Origin of the sequence: Frigoribacterium sp. PhB118 (genome assembly GCF_003751725.1) — a bacterium.
GTDB lineage: Bacteria > Actinomycetota > Actinomycetes > Actinomycetales > Microbacteriaceae > Frigoribacterium.
This window is the reverse complement of record NZ_RKID01000001.1, coordinates 278,423-298,301: the sequence shown is the minus strand read 5'-3', so window position 1 is coordinate 298,301 and position 19,879 is coordinate 278,423. Positions and strand designations below refer to the sequence as shown.

The following is a 19,879-nucleotide window of genomic DNA, read 5'->3' as shown; positions in this document are numbered from 1 at the left end:
GGGTGGGGATGACGTCCACGGGTGTGGTCCTCTCGTCGGGGTGGTGCTCGGAGGTGCTCACGACAGGGCACCGGGCCGGCGTCGGAGGCGGGGGAGATCCTGCAGCGGGCGGGCGGCGCCCGCGTGGTCCACGAGGTCGGCGATGCTGAACGAGGGCGCGGGTTCCTCGACGGGGTGACGGACGTCGTCGTCGAGCCAGGTGGCACGCACCAGGACCCGGCGCCACGGGGGCACCCCGGTCAGCACGACGCCCACGGGTTGCACGTCCAGGCTGACGAGCTCGGCGCTCAGGCTCCGGAGGGACTCGACCGTCGTGACCCCGGACCGGACGACCAGCAGCACGCCGTCCACCTCGTCGGTCACGCTGCGCAGCGCGAGCGGGTGCGAGTCGCTGGAGGCCTGGACGACGGAGACGTCGTAGTCCTCGCGCAGGGCGGCGAAGAAGGCGTGGGTTCCCGAACGGACCAGGTGACGGGACGACGCGACGACCCCGTCGGACACCGGCACGCGGTCGTAGCCGTGCCGATCGGCCTCGACCTCCTCGGGCACGGCGCCCACGGGCACCGTCGAGGGACGGGACAGCGTGCGGGTGTCGAAGTCGGACTGGACCAGGGCGCACGTGGCGCCGAGCTCGACGACGGCGCGTGCGAGGCCGCCGTCGACGCCGACCGCCTCGCGGACCGAGTCCGTCCGGGCCAGCAGGAGCGTGGCGGGCAGCGAGCCACCCCGGAGGGCCCTCGTGTTCTGCACGACCTCGCGCAAGGCCGTGCGGGTCCGGGCGGACGAGGCTCCGGTCACCGGGTCGTCGCCCTGCCGGAGGGCCCCCGGGAGCTGCCCCACGACCGGCAGCCCCGTGATGCGGCGCACGTCGTCGACCGTGTCGACCGTGGGCCGGGCACGGGCCAGGACGAGCGCGCCGGCGAGACCGACCGCCAGGCCGGCGAGGAGACCCGAGAGGACCGTCAGCGCGAGGCCCGGCTCGTCGGGCGTCGTCGGGACGGCCGCGGGGGAGGTGAGGTCGAGCGCGACGGTCTGACCGTCCGACCCGGCGTCCGATTCGGCGCGATCCACGACCGCCGAGAGGCTCTCGGCGACGTCGTCGGCGAGCGAGGCGGCCCCGTCGGGCGTTCCGGCCGTCGTCTGCACGCGGAGGACCGCGGTGCCGTCCGGGTTGACCACCGAGACCCGCTCGGCGAGCTCGTCGACGGGCAGGCCGAGGTCGGCCGCGACCGGTCCGAGGACTTCCGGGCTCGTGCCGAGCTCGGCGTAGGACGCCACGCGCTGCTGGGCGAACTGACCGCGGGCCGCGAGGCCCGAGCCCGGGGACTCGACCCGGACGAGGAGCGTCGCCTCGGCGCGCCAGTCGGCCGGAGCGAGCTGCGAGGCGCCGACGCCCGCGGCCACCCCGAGGAGCGCCGCCACGCCGATGAGCGCGGCATGGCGCGAGACGGCGCGACCGAGACCCCCCGCGACGGCACGACGGACCGGGGCGACCTCGTGCCTCACGACCTCGAACCGATCGACGGGGGAGTCAGGGACTTCAGCTCGCGGAACCACTTCGGCAGGGCGAGGACGAGGTAGCCGGCGTTCGCGACGAGGAGCGCCAGGTAGACGACGGTGAACGCCGGCGGCCAGGCCAACAAGACGAACGCGAGGCACATCAGGCCGTAGTCCGTCGGGACGACCGCCAGCGAGTAGAGCAGTCCCGTGCGACGTCCGACGGGCGCGGCGACGCCGGTCCGGGCCGCCTCCGCCCGGCGGAGCTGGTCGGTCAGGACTATGGCGAAGAACGCCACCGTCGCCACGACCTGGTAGACGAGCGGCGCGGCCAGCAGGGCTTCGCGACCCTCCGGTTCACGGAGCCACGACGCGAAGACCGCCAGGTGCAACACCGCGATCTTGGTCGCGTCGATGACGTGGTCGAGCCACTCGCCCGCGGGGCTGCCGCCGCCCCGGAGGCGCGCGACCTGTCCGTCGGCCGAGTCGAGGGCGTAACCCACGACGAGCAGCAGGACGACGGCCAGGGCCGTCCCGATGCCGGACGGCGCGAAGGCGAGGACCGCGATGCCGGCGAAGGTGCACGCGGCGCTGAGCGCCGTGACCTGGTTCGGCGTGGCACCCACGGTGTAGGCCACCGCGGCGGCCCATCGACCGAGTCGGCGGTTGACGAAGCGCGAATAGGCGGGCGCACCCGTGGACGGCTTCTGGGCCGACGCGAGCGCGGCGAGGGCGGGACGCACGGCACGGGGCACGGCGGGCCGGGCCGAGGTCGCCTCGGCGGTCGCGGGGGCGTCGGTCACGAGGCCACCGCCAGGGAGTCGACGTCGGCCGTGTGCAGCTCGCGGGTGACGACCGCGCCGATGCGGCGACGCATGCGTTCCGGTGTGAACCGCTGGAGGTAGGCCTCGCGGGCGTGGCGCCCGGCGACGGCCAGGGTGGAGACGTCCATCGACGCCAGGATCTCGGTCAGGCCGTCGACGTCGCGACGGTCGAAGAGCCAGCCCGTGTGACCCTCGTCGACGACCTCTTCGGGGCCGCCGGAGCGGCTGGCGATGACGGGACGCCCCTGGCTGAACGCCTCGAGCGTGACGAGTCCGAAGCCCTCGAGGGTGTCGGTCGGCAGGATGACCGCGTCGGCGTCGCGGAGGTAGGGCGACGCGTCGTCGACCTCTCCCACGACGGTGACGGTCTCGGGTCGCGAGACGATCGCCGCGACCAGACCGGGCACGTCGACGGAGGAGCCGACGGCCGGCGGGCCGCCCAGGATGACGAGTTGCCCGGGGCAGCCTGCCGCGTTCCAGGCCGTCAGGAGCGTCGCGTGGCCCTTGTGGCCGTTCCAGCGACTCGCGACCACGTACTGGGGCGCGCGACCCTCGGCACGGTCGGTGACGGCGATCGAGCGGTCCGAGACGCCGTTGTGGACCACGACGGCGCGCGAGTCCTCCGAGAGGCCGGACGAGTCGAGCACCGACCGAGACACGGCGACCAACGAGGTGCAGGCGCGGGCCAGGGGACGGAGGCCTCGACGGTCCCCGTCGCTCCAGGGCTCCTGAAGGTGCCCCACGACGCGGCGGACGCCCATGGCCCGGGCGACGGGCGCGACGATCAGGCAGGCGCTCGTGGCGCAGTAGACGAGGTCGAAGTGGCGCCCGGACAGTCTCAGCGCCGTGCGCGCCGCGTCGCGGGCCAGGCGGACGAGTCCGAGCGGTCCGAGCCGGGTCCGGCGCAGGATCGGGAGGGGCGTGCGCTCGACGCGCGCCCCGAGCTCGCGCAGCCTCGGGCCCAGGGGCCCGACGGACACGTCGGAGGGCAGCCAGACCGTCACGTCGAGGTCGTCACGGGCGGCGAGCTCACCGACCACCTCGAGGACGATCCGGTCCGAGCCGTACATCTCGTCGGACGAGTGCACCAGCAGCACCCGGCTGCGCCGCGATCCCCTCCGGCGGCGGGGGAGTTCGGGCAGGTCGACGCCCGTCCGGGCGTCCTCCCGCAGGATCGGTGCGGCGGTCGTCGCCGGTGCGGACTCGCGGTCCCGGTAGTGCCTGATGTCGACGGACATGCTCTCTCCCCTGTCGTCGTGAGCGTGGTCCGGGCCCGTGAACGGCCCGCGGTGGTCTCGGATGCTGCTGGTGGGGGTCAATACGCTCCCCGGTGCTCGAAGAGGACCCGGACGGTGCGCCACATGATGACGAAGTCGACCGTCAGCGACCAGTTCTCGACGTAGTAGAGGTCGAGGCGGACGCTCTCCTCCCAGCTGAGGTCGCTGCGCCCGTTCACCTGCCACATGCCCGTGAGTCCGGGCTTGATGTACAGGCGTCGGTGGACGTGGTCCTCGTACCCCTCGACCTCGCGAGGGAGGGGCGGCCGGGGCCCCACGACGCTCATGTCGCCTCGGACGATGTTCCACAGTTGGGGCAGCTCGTCGAGCGACCACCGACGGAGGACGGCACCCACGCGGGTGACCCGCGGGTCGGACTTCATCTTGAAGAGCAGGCCGGCTCCCTCGTCGGCCTGCGCGAGGCCGGCGAGCCGGCTCTCGGCGTCGACGACCATGGAGCGGAACTTCAGCATCTCGAAGGTGCGCCCGTCACGGCCGACCCTGCGCTGACGGAACAGCACCGGGCCGGGACCGTCGAGCCGCACCGCGAGGGCGACGACGGCGAACACCGGCGCGAGGACGACGAGCGCGGCGGACGCCAGCGCGAGGTCGGACAGACGCTTGAGGGCGTGTCGCGGGCCGTCGAACTGCGGCAGCTCGACGTGCATCAGGGGGAGACCCTCGACCGGGCGGTAGTGGATGCGGGGCCCGGCGACGTTCGTCAGTCGCGAGGCGATGACGAGCTCCGTCGCTCGTCCTTCGAGCGACCATCCGAGGTCGCGCAGGTACTCCCGGCCACGACCCGGTTCGCCGGCGACGATCACGCTCTCGGCGCCCAGGCGCCAGACCGCACGCGGGACGCCGTCGAGGTCCGCCACCACGGGGACGGTGCGGCCTCCGACGACGATGCCCCTCGGGTCGGCGTCCGGGACGGCCGCCCCGACGACGTCGTACACGGCACCGCTCGTCTTGTCGATGCGACGGACGACGTCGGCGATGTCGTCGCGCGATCCCACGATGACGGCTCTCGACAGGTAGTGGCCCTTGGCCCGCTGGCGTTCGAGCCAGCGCCGCATGGTCCACCGGCCGACGACCAGGCCGGCACCGCCGACGGGCAGCGCCACCAGGAAGTAGCCCTCGCCGCCGATGTGGCCGACCGAGGCGAACCCGATCGCCACGACGGCGAAGGCCCAGACGCTCGCCGTGAGGAGGCGCTTGTACTCGACGACGCCGCTGCCGACGACCGCGAGGTCGCGGGTGCGGTGCAGCGTGAGGCAGAAGGTCCAGACCAGCCCGACGACGACAGGGAGCACGGGAGAACCCACCGACTCGATCAGGGTGGACGCGTCCGAGCCCCGACCGGCGGCGATGGCCCTCGCGGCGTCCACCACGACGGCACCGACGATGCTCAGGGTCAGGACGGCCGTGTCGACGAGGCGGAGCCGGCGCCGGTAGCGGCGAGCCCAGGCGGCGCCGGACTCGGCGTCGTGTGTCGCGGCGGGCGACGCGAGGGGGCCGTCCGACTCGGTCAGGTCGAACGGGGGGTCGATCCGTCGGGGTGACGACGGTCCGACCAGGAGTGAGCGGAGTTCGCTCTGCGTGCTGGACATCGGGTCTCGGGTTCGGGTAGGCGACGGCACGCCCACGTCGGTGGTGACGACGGGGGCGGTGGCGGGCGGTCGATCGAGGTTCGGGTTCGATCGACCGCCCAGGCGTCGCGCCGGAGCACGGACGTCACGAGGGTGCGCGACGTCGGCCGGGCGGCGACGGGCGCGCCGGGCAGCGGGTCTGCTCGACGCACGATTCGGGTCGGTGCGGTGACGGGAGCAGATGCTCCCGGTGGAGAGGGTCGGGTTTCTCGGTTCCTGGTGATTTCGGGTCGACCAGGAGGATGCTGTGACTCTAGTTCGGGGGGCACCCGCGACAGGAGTCTAACAAGACCCCCCGTTCGGGGGCGATCGTGTCCCCCCTGTTGCCGACACCCGAACGGGTGACCCTCGGACACCGCGATGTCACCCGTGCGGGGGTGACAAGAAGCCGTGAAAAGCGCGGCCACGGCGCGTCCCGTTCCAGGCAGAGGGTGGCCCGCGGCGTGAGACACGCAAAAGTCCTGTTCAGACCGGTGACACCACGCCCGGCCCGACGGTCGACACGCCGCCGTCCGTGCCGTTCATCACCCCGACAGGTGTCGTTCATCTCTCGTCACCCCTGGTGTCTGCAGCGCAGGTGGGGTACAGACGGACAGCGCCCCCCGGCCCTTCGGCCGGGGGGCGCATCACCCGTCACAATCACCCTCGTCCGCGTGTCACGGACGGGTGACGAATCCTTGCTCGACCATCCAGTCGAAGGCCACGTCGGCGGGCTCTTCACCCTCGACGTCGACCGCCAGGTTGAGTCGTCGCATCTCGGTGTCCGTGAGGGCCGGCGAGATCTCGTCGTACACCTCGGCCAGCTGCGGGTACTCCTCGAGGGTGGCCGTCGAGAGGACGGGTGCCGCGTTGTAGGCGGGGAAGAAGCCCTGGTCGTCCTCCAGCACGGCGAGGTCGAGCGAGTCGATCCGACCGTCCGTCGTGAAGACCTCGCCGAAGTTGCAGCTGCCCCGGTCGGTCGCGGTGTAGACCGTGCCCGTGTCCAGGATGCTCACGTTGCTCGTCGGCACACCGTCGGCGGCGCCGAGTTCGAGCCCGTACGCCGCGAGCATGGGGGCGAACCCGTCGGCCCTCGAGTTGAACTCGGCCTCGACGCAGAAGGTGCGCTGCTCGACGGGCAGGTCGGCGATCTGGGAGAGCGACGTGATGTCGCCGAGCTCGGGAACGGCCTCGGCCCGGACCGCCATGGCGTAGGTGTTGTTGAGGGGCGCGGGCTCGAGCCAGGTCAGGCCGTTGTCGGCGTCCGCGTCGCGGACGGCCTCGTACTGCTCCTGCTGGTCGGGGATGCCCTCCGCCTCGGCGAGGTAGGTCAGCCAGGCGGTGCCGGTGTACTCGTAGGTCATGTCGGCCGTCCCGTCGAGCATCAGCTGTCGCACCGCCACCGACCCCGGCACGTTCGTCATGTCGGTGACCTCGAAGCCCGCGGCCTGCGCGGCGAGCACGGCGATCTTCCCGAGGATCAACTGCTCGGTGAAGTTCTTCGCCGTCACGGTGATCGCCGCGTCGTCGGGCAACCCCTCGACGGCTCGGATCGAGCCGGGCGCCACGGCGGGCACGAACGCTGTCGCCGGCTGCAGGCCGCACCCGGTCAGGGCGAGCGTCGCGGCGCCGACCACGGCGAGGGACGAGGAGGCGCGACGCAGTCGTCGGGGGAGGCGGGAGACGGTCATGCGCGGAGTCCCTTCGGACGGGCGACGTACTCGACCACACGGCCCAGCCAGTCGATCAAGAGGGCGAGCAGGGCGATGAGCAGGGCCCCGGAGACGAGGACCCGCGGCAGGAACAGGTTGACCCCGGTGGTGATCAGCAGCCCCAGGCCGCCGGCACCGATGAACGTGGCGAGGGCCGCCGACCCCACGAGCAGCACGAGGGCCGTGCGGATGCCGGAGAGCATCACGGGGACGGCCAGCGGCAGCTCGACCTTGAGCAGGACGGACGACGCGCTCATCCCCATGCCCCGACCGGCCTCGACGAGGCGGGCGTCGACGCTCTGCAGTCCGATCATGGTGTTGCGCAGCACCGGAAGTGCCGCGTAGAGCACGAGGGCGACGACCGCAGCCCAGAACGTGAAGCCGAGCCAGAACGCGAGCAGCACGATGAGTCCGATGGCCGGCGCGGCCTGGCCGAAGTTCGCGAGGACCAGGACGGGACCGCTGATGCGCACGAACGGCCGCCGGGTGAGCAGCACGCCGAGGGGGATGGCGAGGACGAGGACGATCGCCGCGGAGACGAAGGTCAACGCCAGGTGCTCGCCCGTGTAGGCCAGCAGGTCGGAGGGGTTGAGGGTGGTCCGTTCGGCCGTCGTCAGGTCGGCCGTGGTCAACCACGCGACGAATGCCGCGAACACGGCGAACACGGCCACGGGTTGCACGAGCAGTCCGAGCCACGCCGGGCGGGGCCTCCGCCGGCCGGACGAGCGTCCGCCGACCGAGGCCGGGGCGACCGAGGCGGTCACGCCGCGTCCTTCTCGTCGACGGGGGCTCCCGGCACGACGTCGAACGAGCCCGTGTTGGTGCCCACCGGAGCGTCGTGGTGGGCCTCGGCGGCCGACGCGCGCGCCCGCGTGATGGCCTCCATGACGACCTCGACCGTGATGACGCCGATGAAGGCGTCGCGTCGACCGGTGACCAGGGCCGCACCGGCACTCGAGACGAGCATCGTGTCCAGGGCGTCGTTGAGGGTGGCGCCGCTGCCGATGACCGGCAGGTCGGCGTCGGGTGACGAGCCCAGCACGTCGAGACGGCCGAGCTGGCGGCGCGAGGGCCACGAGACGGGGCGCTCCCGGTCGTCGACGACGACCGCGTGGCCGTGGCCGGCGGCCTCGACCCGGGCGAGGACGTCGGCGGCCGAGTCGCCCGCTCGGGCGACGACGGCCTCGGCGAGGTCGACGTCACGGACGCGCGTCAGCGTCAGCTGCTTGAGGCCGGCCCCCGACCCGATGAAGTTCTCGACGAACTCGTTCGCCGGCTCGGCGAGGATGCGCTCCGGGGTGTCGTACTGCACGATGTGCGCGCCCTCGGAGAAGATGACGATCCAGTCGCCGAGCTTCACGGCCTCGTCGAAGTCGTGGGTGACGATGACGATGGTCTTCTGCAGCTCGTGCTGGATGTTGATCAGCTCGTCCTGCAGGCGCTGGCGGGTGATGGGGTCGACGGCACCGAAGGGCTCGTCCATCAGCAACACGGGCGGGTCCGCCGCCAGTGCCCGCGCGACGCCGACGCGCTGCTGCTGACCACCCGAGAGCTCACGCGGGTAACGGTCGCGGTACGTGGCCGGATCGAGCGACACGAGTTCGAGCAGCTCGTCGACGCGGGCGGCGATGCGCTCCTTCGACCAACCGAGCATCTTCGGGACGATGGCGATGTTCGCCCCGACGGTCATGTGCGGGAACAACCCGCCGGCCTGGATCACGTAGCCGATGCGGCGGCGCAACTCGTCGCCGTCGATCGAGGTGACGTCGTCGCCGTCCAGGACGATCCGCCCCTCGGTGGGCTCGATCAGCCGGTTGATCATCTTGAGGGTCGTGGTCTTGCCGCACCCCGACGGTCCGACGAGCATGACGATCTTGCCGGCCGGGATCTCGAGCGTGATGCCGTCGACGGCCGGCTCGGCCTGGCCGGGGTACCGCTTGGTGACCTGGTCGAGGGTGATGCTGCGGCCCGAGACCTCGTCCGAGGGGGACGAGGAGGCGCGGGTGGGGTCAGTTCTGGACACGGATGCCTCTCGAGATGGTCAGGCGGCCGAGGCCGACGAGGAGGAGGTCGAGGACGAGGGCGAGGAGGACCACGCCCACCACGCCCGTGACCACGGAGGCGAGCGCGTTCGCGCCGCCCAGTCGGGACAGGCCCGAGAAGATGAAGCCGCCGAGGCCCGGGCCGAGCGCGTACGCCGCGACCGCGGCGATGCCCATCACCATCTGCGCGCTGACGCGCACGCCGGTGAGGATGATCGGCCAGGCGAGGGGCATCTGGACGGTCGCCAGGGTCCGGAAGCGCCCCATGCCGATGCCGCGAGCCGACTCGACGAGCGAACCGTCGACCTCGTGCAGGCCCACGACGGCGTTCCGCAGGATCGGCAGTGCGGCGAAGAACGTGACGACGATGACCGACGGCGCGACGCCGAACCCCGCGAACGGGATGAGCAGGCCGACCAGCGCGAACGACGGAAGGGTCAGCCCCACGGCCGACACCCCGTTGGCCAGCGCGTAGAGCGTCGGGTTGCGGTGCACCAGGGCGGCGAGGCCGACCGAGACGACGACCGCCAGGACGAGGCACTGCACCACGAGTGAGAAGTGCTGCCATGAGGCGAACCAGATCTGGCTCCACCGGTCCACCACGAAATCCCACGCCAAGCAGACCATCTCCTCTGAGCAACGACCATCAGTCCGAATCGTCGCTTCCCCGAGAGGCGACCGGCGTCCACACTAACCACGGCCCCCACGCCGCGTCATGTCGCCGACCACCCTTCCGGGAGCCTTAGAGTCGCCTGCCGTTATCAAATCCGACGAACGAAAGCCCCGATGGGAACGGCGTGTCGGCTTTCGCCGACACGCCGTTGTAACGATCCTCAGATCCTTGCCCCGCAGGGCCTCCGTCAGCCGACGCGGGCTCCGGTCGAGACCTTGTACCGCGCCCCGTGGTGCTCGTCCGGCAACCGGTCTCCGCGCCCGAACAGCTTCTGCCGCAGCGTGCCCGGTTCGTACTCGGTGGGATAGACGCCCCGGGCCTGGAGCACGGGGATCACGTGCTCGACGACGTCCTCGAACGTGCCCGGAGTGATGGCGTAGGCGAGGTTGAACCCGTCGACGTCGGTCTCGTCGACCCACTCCTGGAGCTGGTCGGCGATCTCCTCGCCGGACCCGACGATGCGGGGCCCGAGACCGCCGATCCCGGCCGCCTCGGCGATGTCGCGGATCGTCCACTCCGCGCCCGTGTCACCCGCCTGCGCCTGGAAGTTCGCGAGGGCCGACTGGATGGCGTTGCTCTCGACGTCACCCACCGGGTCGTCGAGCGAGTAGGTCGAGAGGTCGACGCCCATCCAGCCCGACATGAGCGTCAGGGCGCCCTCGTGCGAGGCGTAGCGCCGGTACTCGTCGTGCTTGGCCCGGGCGGCCTCGGGGGTGGCGTCGGTGATGATCGTCAGCAACGTGTAGATGCGCGCCGAGTAGCGGTCGCGGCCCGCGGCCTCGAGCGCGTCCCGGATCTTGCCGACCGTCGCGGCCAGGCGTTCCTTGGTCGGGGCCGCGACGAAGATCGACTCGGCGTTGCCGGCGGCGAAGCGGATGCCCCGCGGCGAGGCACCCGCCTGGTAGATCACGGGGGTGCGCTGAGGGCTGGGCTCGGCGATGTGGATGCCGGGCACCTTGTAGTAGGTGCCGTCGTGCCCGATCTCGTGCACCTTGGCCGGGTCGGTGAAGACGCCGGACTCACGGTCGCGGACGACCGCGTCGTCCTCCCACGACCCCTCCCACAGCTTGTACAGGACCTCGAGGTACTCGTCGGCCTGGTCGTACCGGGTGTCGTGGTCGAGCTGGTCGTCGGCCCCCATGTTGCGGGCGGCGCTCGGCAGGTAGCCGGTGACGACGTTCCAGCCGATCCGCCCCTCCGTCAGGTGGTCGAGAGTCGACATGCGCCGGGCGAACGGGTAGGGGTGCTCGTAGGCCGTGCCGGCGGTGATGCCGAAGCCCAGGTGCTCGGTCGCGGCGGCCATGGCCGAGACGAGCAGCACCGGGTCGCCGACCGGGGTCTGGGTGCCGTTGCGCAACGCCGCGTCGTGGTTGCCGCCGTAGACGTCGTACGTGCCGAGCACGTCGGCGATGAAGAGCCCGTCGAAGACGCCCTTCTCGAGGAGGCGCGCGAGGGAGGTCCAGTAGCTCAGCTTCGTGTAGTCGGCCGAGCGGTCGTCGGGGTGCCGCCAGAGACCGGGGGACTGGTGCCCCACGCAGTTCATGTCGAAGGCGTTGAACCGGATTCGTCGAGTCATGAGGCCATCATCACGACCCGGGCCCGTGCTGTCGTCCTCGCCGACACACGAGGTCACACTCCGCGCCCCGTAGCCTGTGTCGGTGCTCCCGTTCCGCCGCCACGTCACCGACGTCGACCGCCCCCGTCTCACCCGCGACGTGTACGTCCTCGGCGTGATCGCCTTCTTCGTCATGGTCGGCTTCGGGGTGGTCGTCCCGGTCCTGCCGGTCTACGCCCGCAGCTTCGGCGTCGACCACGCCCTGGTGGGTGCCGTCCTCTCGGCCTTCGCCCTCATGCGCCTCGTGGCGAGCCCGTTCGTGGGTCGACTCATCGACCTGATGGGCGAGCGGGTCGTGCTCTCGGTGGGCATCGGCATCGTGGCGCTGTCGAGCGGGCTCGCCGGGCTCGCCCAGACCTACCCGCAGCTCCTCCTGCTCCGGGGGGCGGGCGGCATCGGCTCGGCCATGTTCAGCATCGCGGCGATGACGTTGCTGCTCGGCGCGACCGACCCGTCGCTCCGGGCCCGGGCCGTCGGCTTCTACCAGGGCGGGTTCCTCGTCGGCGGCATGGCGGGTCCGGCCCTGGGCGGGCTGCTCGCGACCATCTCGTTGACGGCGCCGTTCTTCTTCTACGCGGGCACGCTCGCCGTGGCCGGCCTGGTCGGCGTCGTGCTCCTGCGCCGGGCACCGCAGCACTCCTCGACGACCGTCACCGCGCCTCCGGTGCCCCTCGGGGTCGTGCTGCGCGACGTGCGGTTCCGGACCGCGTGCGTGGCCAACTTCGCACAGGGTTGGTCGTCGCTCGGGGTGCGCAGCGCCCTCGTCCCCGTCCTCGTGGTCGAGGTCCTGCGCGGACCGACGGCCTGGACGGGGTTGCTCTTCGCCGCGTCGGCGGTGGCCCAGACCATCGCGTTGGCACCGGCTGCGCGCTTCGTCGACACCGTCGGCCGTCGACCGGCCGTGATCGGCTCGTTCGCGGTGGCGGCCGTGACCCTGTTCGCGGTGTCCCTCGCCCCGGACGTCTGGACGCTCGGCGCCCTGCTCTGCGTCTACGGCGTGGCGACGGCGTTCATGGGCACCGCGCCCGCGGCACTCGTCGGCGACGCCGCGGGGGCCCGCGGTGGTCGTCCCGTCGCGATCTTCTCGATGTGCTCGGACGTGGGGGCGATCGCCGGGCCGCTCGTCGCGGGCCTGCTCGTCGACACGGTCTCGTACCCCGCGGCGTTCGGCGTCGCGGCCGTCCTGCTGGCCGTGGCGGCCGGGGCGGCGATCCGCCTGCCCCGGACCGCCACCGGCACGCCGACCCCGGCCTGATCAGCCGAGGTGCACGGGCGCCTCGGTGGGCAGCAGGTCCTCCTTGCGGCCGCGGATGAGGAAGAACGAGATCGGCGCGGCGAGCAGCATGGCGACCGCGGCGGCGAGGAAGGCCACCGAGTAGCCGTCGACCAGCGGGCCGAGCGGCCCGCCCACCGTCGACGTCGAGGACGCGACGGCCCCCGCGTACAGGTTCGTGAAGACGGCGAGACCGATCGATCCGCCGATCTGCATCATGGCGTTCGAGGTCGCGCTGGCGGCACCGGCGTCGTGCGGCGCGACCCGGCTGAGCGCCAGGTTCTGCATGGGCACGAAGACGCCGGCGAGGCCGACGCCCATGACGAGCAGGGCCGGCAGCACCTGGACGGCGTACGAGCCGTCGGCCGTGATCTGCGTGGCGAGCCAGAGCAGCCCGGCCCCCGCGACGAGCGGCCCGACGATCATCATCGGGCGAGGGCCGACGATCGGCAGCGCCTTCGTCAGCAGGGGGGCGCAGACCATGATGACGAGCGTCATCGGCAGGCTGGCGAGCCCCGCCTCGAGCGGGCCGAAGCCGAGAACGATCTGCAGGTGGAAGGTCAGGTAGAGCAGGGCGCCGATCATGACGCTCCCGACGATCAACTGCACCAGGAAGGCTCCGCCACGGACGCGGTCGGCGAGCACGCGCATCGGCAGCAGCGGGTGGTCGCTCCGTCGCTCGACGACGACGAACAGGGCGAGCAGACCGGCCCCCAGGGCGATGAAGCCGACGACGACGGCCGAGCCCCAGCCGTCCTCGGCCCGGGTGAAGCCGTAGACGAGGCTGGCGAGGCCGGCCGCGACGACGATCGTGCCGACGACGTCGAGGCGGTTCCGCCCCTCGGCCCGGCTCTCGCTCACGACGAAGGCGGCGGCGACGATGGCGACGAGCACGATCGGCACGTTGACGAGCAGGCACCAGCGCCAGCTGACGAACTCGGTCAGCACGCCGCCGAGCACGAGCCCGACGGCCGCGCCGGCGCCCGAGATGGCACCGAAGACGGCGAAGGCGGTGTTCCGGTCGCGACCCGACGCGAAGGTGGTGGTGAGCACGGCCAGGGCCGCGGGGGCGAGCAGGGCCGCGAACACGCCCTGCAGGCCGCGGGCGAGGATCAGCTCACCACCGGTCTGCACGAGCCCGCCGAACGCGGAGGCGGCTCCGAAGCCGACCATCCCGACGATGAAGGTGCGCTTGCGCCCCCAGAAGTCGGCGATCCGACCGCCGAGCAGCAGCAGCGCGCCGAATGCGAGCGCGTAGGCCGTCACGACCCACTGGCGGTTCTCGTCGCTGAGGCCGAGGTCGGCCTGGGCGTCGGGCAGGGCGATGTTGACGATGGTGCCGTCGAGGACGACGACGAGTTGCGCGAGGGCGACGATGACGAGCACCCACCAACGGCGCGACGAACGCGTCTCGGTGGGGGCGGGGGCGACGGTGGTCACTGCGGTACCTGTTTCTCTGGGGGACGACGAACTACCCTACCTACTAGTTGGTTGGTTCGTAAGTCGGCTACGGTGATCCGATGCGAACCGATGCCGCCGAGACCCGTCGAGCCATCCTCGAGGCCGCGACCGCCGAGTTCTCTCGACACGGGTTGGCCGGGGCGCGCGTCGACCGCATCGCAGCCGAGGCCGGCTGCAGCAAGGAGCGTCTCTACGCAAACTTCGGTGACAAGCGGTCGCTCTTCACGACCGTCCTGAACGGCACCTTCGAGACCATGGGCGAGGCCGCGTCCCGCCCTGCCGCGAGCGTCGAGGAGTTCGCCCTCGCCGTCTTCGACCACATGCAGGCCCACCCCGACCACAACCGGCTGCTCGCCTGGGCCCGGCTCGAGGGCGAGCACGACTGGGAGGCCTCGGTGCCCACCCTGCGCTCGGTCCAAGACGCCGCCCTGTCGCAGCTCGACCGCCTTCGCCGCGACCCCGCCGTGACGGTCTCCTGGAGCAGCGACGACATCTTCGCCCTCGTCATGTCGCTCGCCTGCGCCTGGCAGAACCTGCCCGGTCTCGGCGAGGCGCATCCGGGCGTGGTGCTCGACCCCGCCCTGCAACGCGAGATCGTGCGCGAGGCCGTGCGGCGCCTCACCACGGCCTGAGCCGGGCCCCGGGCCGCTCCACCGCACCGACGACGAAGGAGGCGCGCCCCGGTCACCCGGGACGCGCCTCCTTCTCGAGGTCGGTCGCTACTACTTCTTCGCGTCGACCTTCGGCGTCACCTTGAGGAATCCCGCACGCGGGTCGCCGAGACCCACCAGCGGGGTCGTGTCGCGGCCGCCGACGAAGTTCGTCACCCAGCCCGACAGGATGCGGAACTTCCGGTTCAGCGTCGGCATCGCGTACAGGTGGTAGCCACGGTGGGCCATCCAGGCCGGCACGTTCTTCAGCTGGAGGCCGAACATGCTGGCCGCGCCCTTGCCGATGCCGTAGCTCGCCACGGTGCCGAGCGACTCGTGTCGGTACTCCTTGACGGGCTCTCCCGACAGGGTCGCGATGACGTTGTCGGCCACGGTGACCGCCTGGCGCACGGCGTTCTGCGCGTTCGGCGGGTAGTACGCCGGCTGCTTCTCGGCCAGCAGGTCGGGGACCTGCGCGCCGTCGCCGAGGGCCCAGACGCCGTCGAGCTTCTGGCCGTCCTCGGTCTGGACCTGCAGGGTCGCGCTGACGTTCACGTGCCCCTTCGGGCCGAGGGGGAGGCCCATGTCGCCGAGCACCGGGTTCGGCTTGACGCCGGCCGTCCAGACGATCGTGCCGGCGGGGATGGTCTCGCCGTCGCTCAGCACGACGTCGCCGTCGACGCACGAGGGCATCGTCGTCTTGAGGCGGATGTCGATGCCTCGACCGCGCAACTGGCCCAGGGTCCACTTCGAGAGCTCGGGACCGACCTCGGGGGCGACGCGGTCCAGGGCCTCGACGAGCACGAAGCGCAGTTCGTCGCGCGACAGGTTCGGGAACGTGTCGACGGCGGAGTTCGCGGCGTCGGACAGTTCGGCGAGGGCCTCGACGCCGGTGTAGCCGCCACCGACGAAGACGACGGTGAGGAGCTTGCGGCGGACGGCCGGGTCCTTGACGCTCGCCGCCTCGGCGATGTTGCCGAGGATGCGGTCACGGACGTACTGAGCCTCTTCGACGCTCTTGAAGCCCACGCCGTTCTCGGCCAGGCCCGGGGTCGGGAAGGTCCGGGTGACGGCGCCGAGGGCGACGACCAACTGGTCGTAGGCGATGTCACTGGACTCGCCGTCCGCACTCGTGACGGTGACCTTCTTGGCCTCGCTGTCGAGCCCGGTGACCGACGCCTCGACGACCTTCGTGCGCTTGAGCGTCTTGCGCAGCGGCACGGTGACGTCGCGCGCGGCGATGTGGCCACCGGCGACCTCGGGCAAGAACGGCTGGTAGGTGAAGTACGGGGCCTGGTCGACGAGTGTGATGCTCGCCGCCTGGGGTGGGTGTCGCTTCTGCAGTTCGAGTGCAGTGGTGAGCCCGGCGGAACCGCCGCCGAGAATTACGATTCGCTTGGTCATGTATGTGTTCCTCCCTCAGACGACCGTACCCCCGGGGCAGCCTGCCGGAACGCCACACGCCGAACGGCCCGGCACCCCTCGGGGGCCGGGCCGGGCACGGCCACGCGTCGGCCGGTGGGGTCAGCGACCGCCGTCGAGGTCGCTCTGCGTGAACGACCCGTCCGGTTCGCCGTCGTGGGGACCGCCGTCGGCGGCCGGCTCGTCCGGGACCTGCGCGTCGACGTACGACCCGTCGGCCTCGCTCGTGCCGGCCTCTTCGGTGTAGGTGCCGTCGGCCTCGCCGTCGTGCGGCCCGCGCGTGCGGGCGCCGCCGTCGAGGTCGTCGTCGACGTACGAGCCGTCCTCGCCCGAGGCGGGTCCGCCGGTGCTCGGCCGGTCGTGCTCGTGGTGGTTGGCGTCGCTGCCCATGGGTGCTGCCCTTCGTCGAGGTCGGTCGGCGTCGTCGCCGCCCGTGCGGCTCACCCTAGACCGACGTGGTGCTGGTCGACCGGGCGGGGCCGTGTCGTCAGAACCCCTCGTTCTCGCGGGTCACGTAGGGCGACTCCAGCGCGTCGAGCTCGTCGTCGGTGAGCCACAGGTCGACCGAGGCCACGGCGTCGTCGAGGTGCTGCATCTTCGTGGCACCGACGATGGGGGACGTGACCGCGTCCTGCTGCCGCACCCAGGCCAACGCGACCTGTGCGCGAGGCACGCCCCGCGCCTCCGCGACGTCGGCGACGGCCTGCGCCACGAGGCGGTCACCGTCCTCGCGCTGCTTGTAGAGCGTCTGACCGAAGCGGTCGGTCTCGGTCCGGGCCGTGGTGGCGTCCCAGTCCCGGGTCAGCTTCCCGCGGGCCAGGGGCGACCAGGGCAGCACGCCGACCCCCTGGTCCAGGCAATAGGGGTGCATCTCACGCTCTTCCTCGCGTTGGATCAGGCTGTACTGGTCCTGCATCGAGACGAAACGCGTCCAGCCCCCGAGGTCGGCCGCGTGCTGCATCGAGGCGAACTGCCAGGCCCACATGCTCGAGGCGCCGATGTAGCGGGCCTTGCCGGCCTTGACGACGTCGTGGAGCGCCTCCATCGTCTCCTCCACGGGCACCTCGGGGTCGAAGCGGTGGATCTGGTACAGGTCGACGTAGTCGGTGCCGAGCCGGCGCAGGCTGTCGTCGATCGCGCTCATGACGTGCCCCCGGCTGAGCCCGGCCCCGTTCGGGCCGGGACGCATCCGGCCGTGCACCTTGGTCGCCAGGACGACCTCCTCGCGGGTCGCGAAGTCCCGCAGTGCCCGTCCGACGATCTCCTCGCTGGTGCCGTCCGAGTAGACGTCGGCGGTGTCGAAGGTCGTGATGCCGAGCTCCAGCGCCCGCGAGATGAACGGGCGGCTCTCGTCCTCGGGCAGGCTCCACTCGTGCGTCCCGCGGTCGGGCACGCCGTAGCTCATGCACCCCAGGGTCACCGCCGAGACGGTCAGGCCGCTCGTGCCCAGTCGTGCGTACTCCATGTGTGGCACCTCTCGTCGTCGAGGCGGGGCACCGACGCCCGCGCCGACTGCGACCCTACGCGCGGGGCGGCGCGGTCCGGCCCGCGATCGACGCGTCCCCACGGATCACCGAGGCGGCGTGTCGGAGCGCCCTCCGCGCCTCCGGGGTCCAGGGCGCGCCGACGAAGTCGTGGAAGGCACCGCGGTACAGCCGCAGCTCGACGCGTCCACCCGCCGCGGTCACGCCGGCGGCCAGCCGCTTCACGTCGGGCGTCAGCAGGTCGCGATCCCCGGCGTAGGCGAACACGGGCGGGAGACCCGAGAGGTCGCCGCGCACCGGGCTGACGAGGGGGTCGGCCGGATCACGGTCGCCGGCCCACCACCGACCCGCGGCGACGAGACCGTCGCGGGCGAGCATCGGGTCGAGCGGTGCGACCTCGTCGATCGCGGGGGAGTCGAGCAGGGCGTCCACCCACGGGGAGAAGAGCACGAGCGCGTCGGGTGCCGGTCGGCCGGCGTCGCGTCCCCCCATGGCCGCGACGAGGGCGAGCGCCCCGCCCGCCGAGTCGCCGGCCACGACGACGCGGGACGGGGAGGCGCGTCGCACGTCCTCGAGGACGGCGTCCAGCAGCGGCAGCGCGTCGTCCACGTCGTGGGCCGGGGCGAGCCCGTAGAGGGGCACCGTGACGACGGCCCCGGAGGCGCGGACGAGACCCGCGAGCAGGTTCCAGTGCGTGGCCAGGACGGGGTGCACGTAGGCACCGCCGTGCAGGTAGACCACGTGGACGCCGCTCGGGGCCCGACGCGGACGGAGCGTGACGACGCGCTCACCACCGACCCGCGCCTCCTCGACGGTCGCGACGCGGTGCACCGCTCGCGTGACCGGCGCGGCGGAGCCCTGACGGGCGACCGAGCGGACGAGCGAGTCCTCGGACTCGGTCGAGCGGGGGCGGAGGCGGAGCCGGAGGCGCAGAAGAGCACGCGTCGCGGCCATCGAGAGCGACATGACCCGACCCTACGGGCGCCGGGGACGACCAGGGGAGGCGGGGGCTACCGGACGGGAGGCGAGGGGGCTAGCTTGTCCCCCGAACGGGTCACCCGACCCCGACGTCGCCGGTGCCGTCATCTGGGAGCGCGCACCGACGGCACACCTCGCTGCACGAACACACCCGAAGGAACGACGATGTTCGACACACGCTTCATCAGCAGTGCCATCTCCCGGAGCGCCGAGACCCCGATCGATCGACGACGGCTGCTCGCCGCCGCCGGGGTCACGGGCCTCGGCACGGGGCTCGCCGCGGTCGCCGCGACGCTGCCCGCCCAGTCCGCGGCCGCCGTGTCGCCCTCCGACGAGGTGATCAGTGATGCGACGATCCTCAACTTCGCACTCAACCTCGAGTACCTCGAGGCGGAGTTCTACCTGCGGGCCGTCACCGGCTCGGGGCTGCCCGCCGACCAGATCACGGGCATCGACCCCCAGGGCGGCGTCGTCGGCGGCGCACCCGTGCCGTTCAAGACCACGATCGTCAAGCGCATCGCGCAGGAGATCGCGGCGGACGAGAAGGCGCACGTCTCCTTCTTGCGGTCGGCACTCGGCGGCGCGAAGGTGTCGCGACCGGCGATCGACCTGCAGAGCAGCTTCACGGCGGCGGCCCTCGCGGCGGGGGTCATCACACCGGGCCAGACCTTCGACCCGTTCGCCTCGGAGGAGAACTTCCTGCTCGGGGCGTTCATCTTCGAGGACGTCGGCGTGACCGCCTACAAGGGCGCCGCGCCCCTGATCTACAACAAGACCTACCTCGGCGCGGCCGCCGGCATCCTCGCGGTCGAGGCGTACCACGCGGGCATCATCCGCACCACGCTGAACGCCAAGGGACTGCAGGTGCCCGCGACGAAGATCTCGGACGCCCGCGACTCCCTCGACGGGTCGACGGACGACGACCAGGGCCTGACCCTCGGTGGCGTCCAGAACCTCGTGCCGACCGACGCCAACGCCATCGTCTACGGACGGACCGCCGAGCGCGTGCTCAACGTCGTGTACCTGACGCCGAACCAGATCGACAAGGGCGGGTTCTTCCCGCAGGGCATCAACGGCTCGATCGTCGCCAGCGGCAACCCCGGCAGCGCGGTCTGACGACCGACGAGGGCCCGAGAACCAAGGAAGGCCCGCACACCGGGGTGTGCGGGCCTTCCGTCGCTTGCGAACAAGCATCTGTCTCAACACAGATCTGGTGAAACATCTCTCGAGAGAGACTCTTTCGAGTGTCCGAGGGGGGACTTGAACCCCCACGCCCTATACGGGCACTAGCACCTCAAGCTAGCGCGTCTGCCATTTCCGCCACCCGGACTGGATGGTGCCGA

The 19,879-nt window shown here is 72.0% G+C and carries 17 protein-coding genes and 1 tRNA gene; 3 read left to right on the top strand and 15 right to left on the bottom strand.

Translation table 11 applies throughout. The annotated features are described in order from the left end of the window. Positions 1-57: 57 nt before the first annotated feature. From EDF21_RS01320 to EDF21_RS01280, 9 genes are all read right to left on the bottom strand, one after another. Positions 58-1,506: a hypothetical protein gene (locus EDF21_RS01320; RefSeq protein WP_158612830.1), complete on the bottom strand. Its 1,449-nt coding sequence runs from the start codon at positions 1,504-1,506 to the stop codon at positions 58-60. Further along, complete coding sequence (locus tag EDF21_RS01315; RefSeq protein WP_233568318.1) at positions 1,503-2,300, bottom strand: CDP-alcohol phosphatidyltransferase family protein; 798 nt, start codon at positions 2,298-2,300, stop codon at positions 1,503-1,505. The genes EDF21_RS01320 and EDF21_RS01315 overlap by 4 nt, the downstream gene beginning before the upstream one ends. Beyond that, positions 2,297-3,559, bottom strand: a complete 1,263-nt coding sequence (locus tag EDF21_RS01310) for a glycosyltransferase family 4 protein (protein WP_056045142.1) — start codon at positions 3,557-3,559, stop codon at positions 2,297-2,299. Before EDF21_RS01310 ends, EDF21_RS01315 begins: the two co-directional genes overlap by 4 nt. Positions 3,560-3,636: 77 nt before the next feature. Beyond that, a complete protein-coding gene (locus tag EDF21_RS01305; RefSeq protein ID WP_123570058.1) occupies positions 3,637-5,208 on the bottom strand; it encodes a sugar transferase in 1,572 nt (523 codons plus the stop codon). A 695-nt stretch (positions 5,209-5,903) separates the two neighbouring features. Then, positions 5,904-6,917, bottom strand: a complete 1,014-nt coding sequence (locus tag EDF21_RS01300; RefSeq protein ID WP_123570057.1) for a glycine betaine ABC transporter substrate-binding protein — start codon at positions 6,915-6,917, stop codon at positions 5,904-5,906. Further along, entirely contained in the window at positions 6,914-7,624 is a 711-nt protein-coding gene (locus EDF21_RS01295) for an ABC transporter permease (protein ID WP_249407948.1), read from the bottom strand. Before EDF21_RS01295 ends, EDF21_RS01300 begins: the two co-directional genes overlap by 4 nt. Before the next feature lie 74 nt (positions 7,625-7,698). Next, entirely contained in the window at positions 7,699-8,961 is a 1,263-nt protein-coding gene (locus EDF21_RS01290) for an ABC transporter ATP-binding protein (RefSeq protein ID WP_056045134.1), read from the bottom strand. Beyond that, complete coding sequence (locus EDF21_RS01285; protein WP_233568317.1) at positions 8,948-9,598, bottom strand: ABC transporter permease; 651 nt, start codon at positions 9,596-9,598, stop codon at positions 8,948-8,950. Before EDF21_RS01285 ends, EDF21_RS01290 begins: the two co-directional genes overlap by 14 nt. Positions 9,599-9,840: 242 nt before the next feature. Then, positions 9,841-11,229, bottom strand: a complete 1,389-nt coding sequence (locus EDF21_RS01280) for an LLM class flavin-dependent oxidoreductase (protein WP_056045128.1) — start codon at positions 11,227-11,229, stop codon at positions 9,841-9,843. Between the two features lie 82 nt (positions 11,230-11,311). On the opposite strand from EDF21_RS01280, the gene EDF21_RS01275 reads away from it, so the two are divergent. Further along, positions 11,312-12,523 carry an MFS transporter gene (locus EDF21_RS01275; RefSeq protein WP_233568316.1) on the top strand — a complete coding sequence of 404 codons (1,212 nt, stop codon included), beginning with the start codon at positions 11,312-11,314 and terminating at the stop codon, positions 12,521-12,523. On the opposite strand, the gene EDF21_RS01270 is transcribed toward EDF21_RS01275, so the two are convergent. Next, complete coding sequence (locus EDF21_RS01270) at positions 12,524-13,981, bottom strand: MFS transporter (RefSeq protein ID WP_199736184.1); 1,458 nt, start codon at positions 13,979-13,981, stop codon at positions 12,524-12,526. 80 nt (positions 13,982-14,061) lie between these two features. Here EDF21_RS01270 and EDF21_RS01265 point away from each other — a divergent pair, with 80 nt between their 5' ends. Then, on the top strand, positions 14,062-14,634 hold the full coding sequence (locus EDF21_RS01265) for a TetR family transcriptional regulator (protein WP_123570055.1): 573 nt from the start codon (positions 14,062-14,064) through the stop codon (positions 14,632-14,634). Between the two features lie 90 nt (positions 14,635-14,724). Here the strand turns inward: EDF21_RS01265 and EDF21_RS01260 are convergent, their stop codons facing one another. From EDF21_RS01260 to EDF21_RS01245, 4 genes are all read right to left on the bottom strand, one after another. Then, positions 14,725-16,056: an NAD(P)/FAD-dependent oxidoreductase gene (locus tag EDF21_RS01260; RefSeq protein ID WP_123570054.1), complete on the bottom strand. Its 1,332-nt coding sequence runs from the start codon at positions 16,054-16,056 to the stop codon at positions 14,725-14,727. Positions 16,057-16,176: 120 nt separating this feature from the next. Then, positions 16,177-16,464 carry a BatC protein gene (locus EDF21_RS01255; protein WP_123570053.1) on the bottom strand — a complete coding sequence of 96 codons (288 nt, stop codon included), beginning with the start codon at positions 16,462-16,464 and terminating at the stop codon, positions 16,177-16,179. A gap of 97 nt (positions 16,465-16,561) precedes the next feature. Then, on the bottom strand, positions 16,562-17,539 hold the full coding sequence (locus EDF21_RS01250; protein WP_056045111.1) for an aldo/keto reductase: 978 nt from the start codon (positions 17,537-17,539) through the stop codon (positions 16,562-16,564). A gap of 55 nt (positions 17,540-17,594) precedes the next feature. Continuing rightward, positions 17,595-18,524, bottom strand: coding sequence for an alpha/beta hydrolase fold domain-containing protein (locus EDF21_RS01245; protein WP_123570052.1), 930 nt, complete (start codon positions 18,522-18,524; stop codon positions 17,595-17,597). A gap of 177 nt (positions 18,525-18,701) precedes the next feature. Between EDF21_RS01245 and EDF21_RS01240 the strand changes: the two genes are divergently transcribed. Further along, the gene (locus EDF21_RS01240) at positions 18,702-19,652 is read left to right on the top strand and encodes a ferritin-like domain-containing protein (protein ID WP_043594964.1); all 951 of its coding nucleotides are present in this window, start codon (positions 18,702-18,704) and stop codon (positions 19,650-19,652) included. A 129-nt stretch (positions 19,653-19,781) separates the two neighbouring features. Here EDF21_RS01240 and EDF21_RS01235 read toward each other — a convergent pair. Next, positions 19,782-19,866, bottom strand: a tRNA-Leu gene (locus tag EDF21_RS01235). Between the last annotated feature and the right edge of the window lie 13 nt (positions 19,867-19,879).

Coding starts and splice junctions, on each gene's coding strand:
- EDF21_RS01310 (WP_056045142.1), bottom strand. CDS start 3,559: ATGTCCGTCGACATCAGGCACTACCGGGACCGCGAGTCCGCACCGGCG.
- EDF21_RS01240 (WP_043594964.1), top strand. CDS start 18,702: ATGTTCGACACACGCTTCATCAGCAGTGCCATCTCCCGGAGCGCCGAG.
- EDF21_RS01260 (WP_123570054.1), bottom strand. CDS start 16,056: ATGACCAAGCGAATCGTAATTCTCGGCGGCGGTTCCGCCGGGCTCACC.
- EDF21_RS01280 (WP_056045128.1), bottom strand. CDS start 11,229: ATGACTCGACGAATCCGGTTCAACGCCTTCGACATGAACTGCGTGGGG.
- EDF21_RS01265 (WP_123570055.1), top strand. CDS start 14,062: ATGCGAACCGATGCCGCCGAGACCCGTCGAGCCATCCTCGAGGCCGCG.
- EDF21_RS01255 (WP_123570053.1), bottom strand. CDS start 16,464: ATGGGCAGCGACGCCAACCACCACGAGCACGACCGGCCGAGCACCGGC.
- EDF21_RS01300 (WP_123570057.1), bottom strand. CDS start 6,917: ATGACCGTCTCCCGCCTCCCCCGACGACTGCGTCGCGCCTCCTCGTCC.
- EDF21_RS01305 (WP_123570058.1), bottom strand. CDS start 5,208: ATGTCCAGCACGCAGAGCGAACTCCGCTCACTCCTGGTCGGACCGTCG.
- EDF21_RS01250 (WP_056045111.1), bottom strand. CDS start 17,539: ATGGAGTACGCACGACTGGGCACGAGCGGCCTGACCGTCTCGGCGGTG.
- EDF21_RS01245 (WP_123570052.1), bottom strand. CDS start 18,524: ATGTCGCTCTCGATGGCCGCGACGCGTGCTCTTCTGCGCCTCCGGCTC.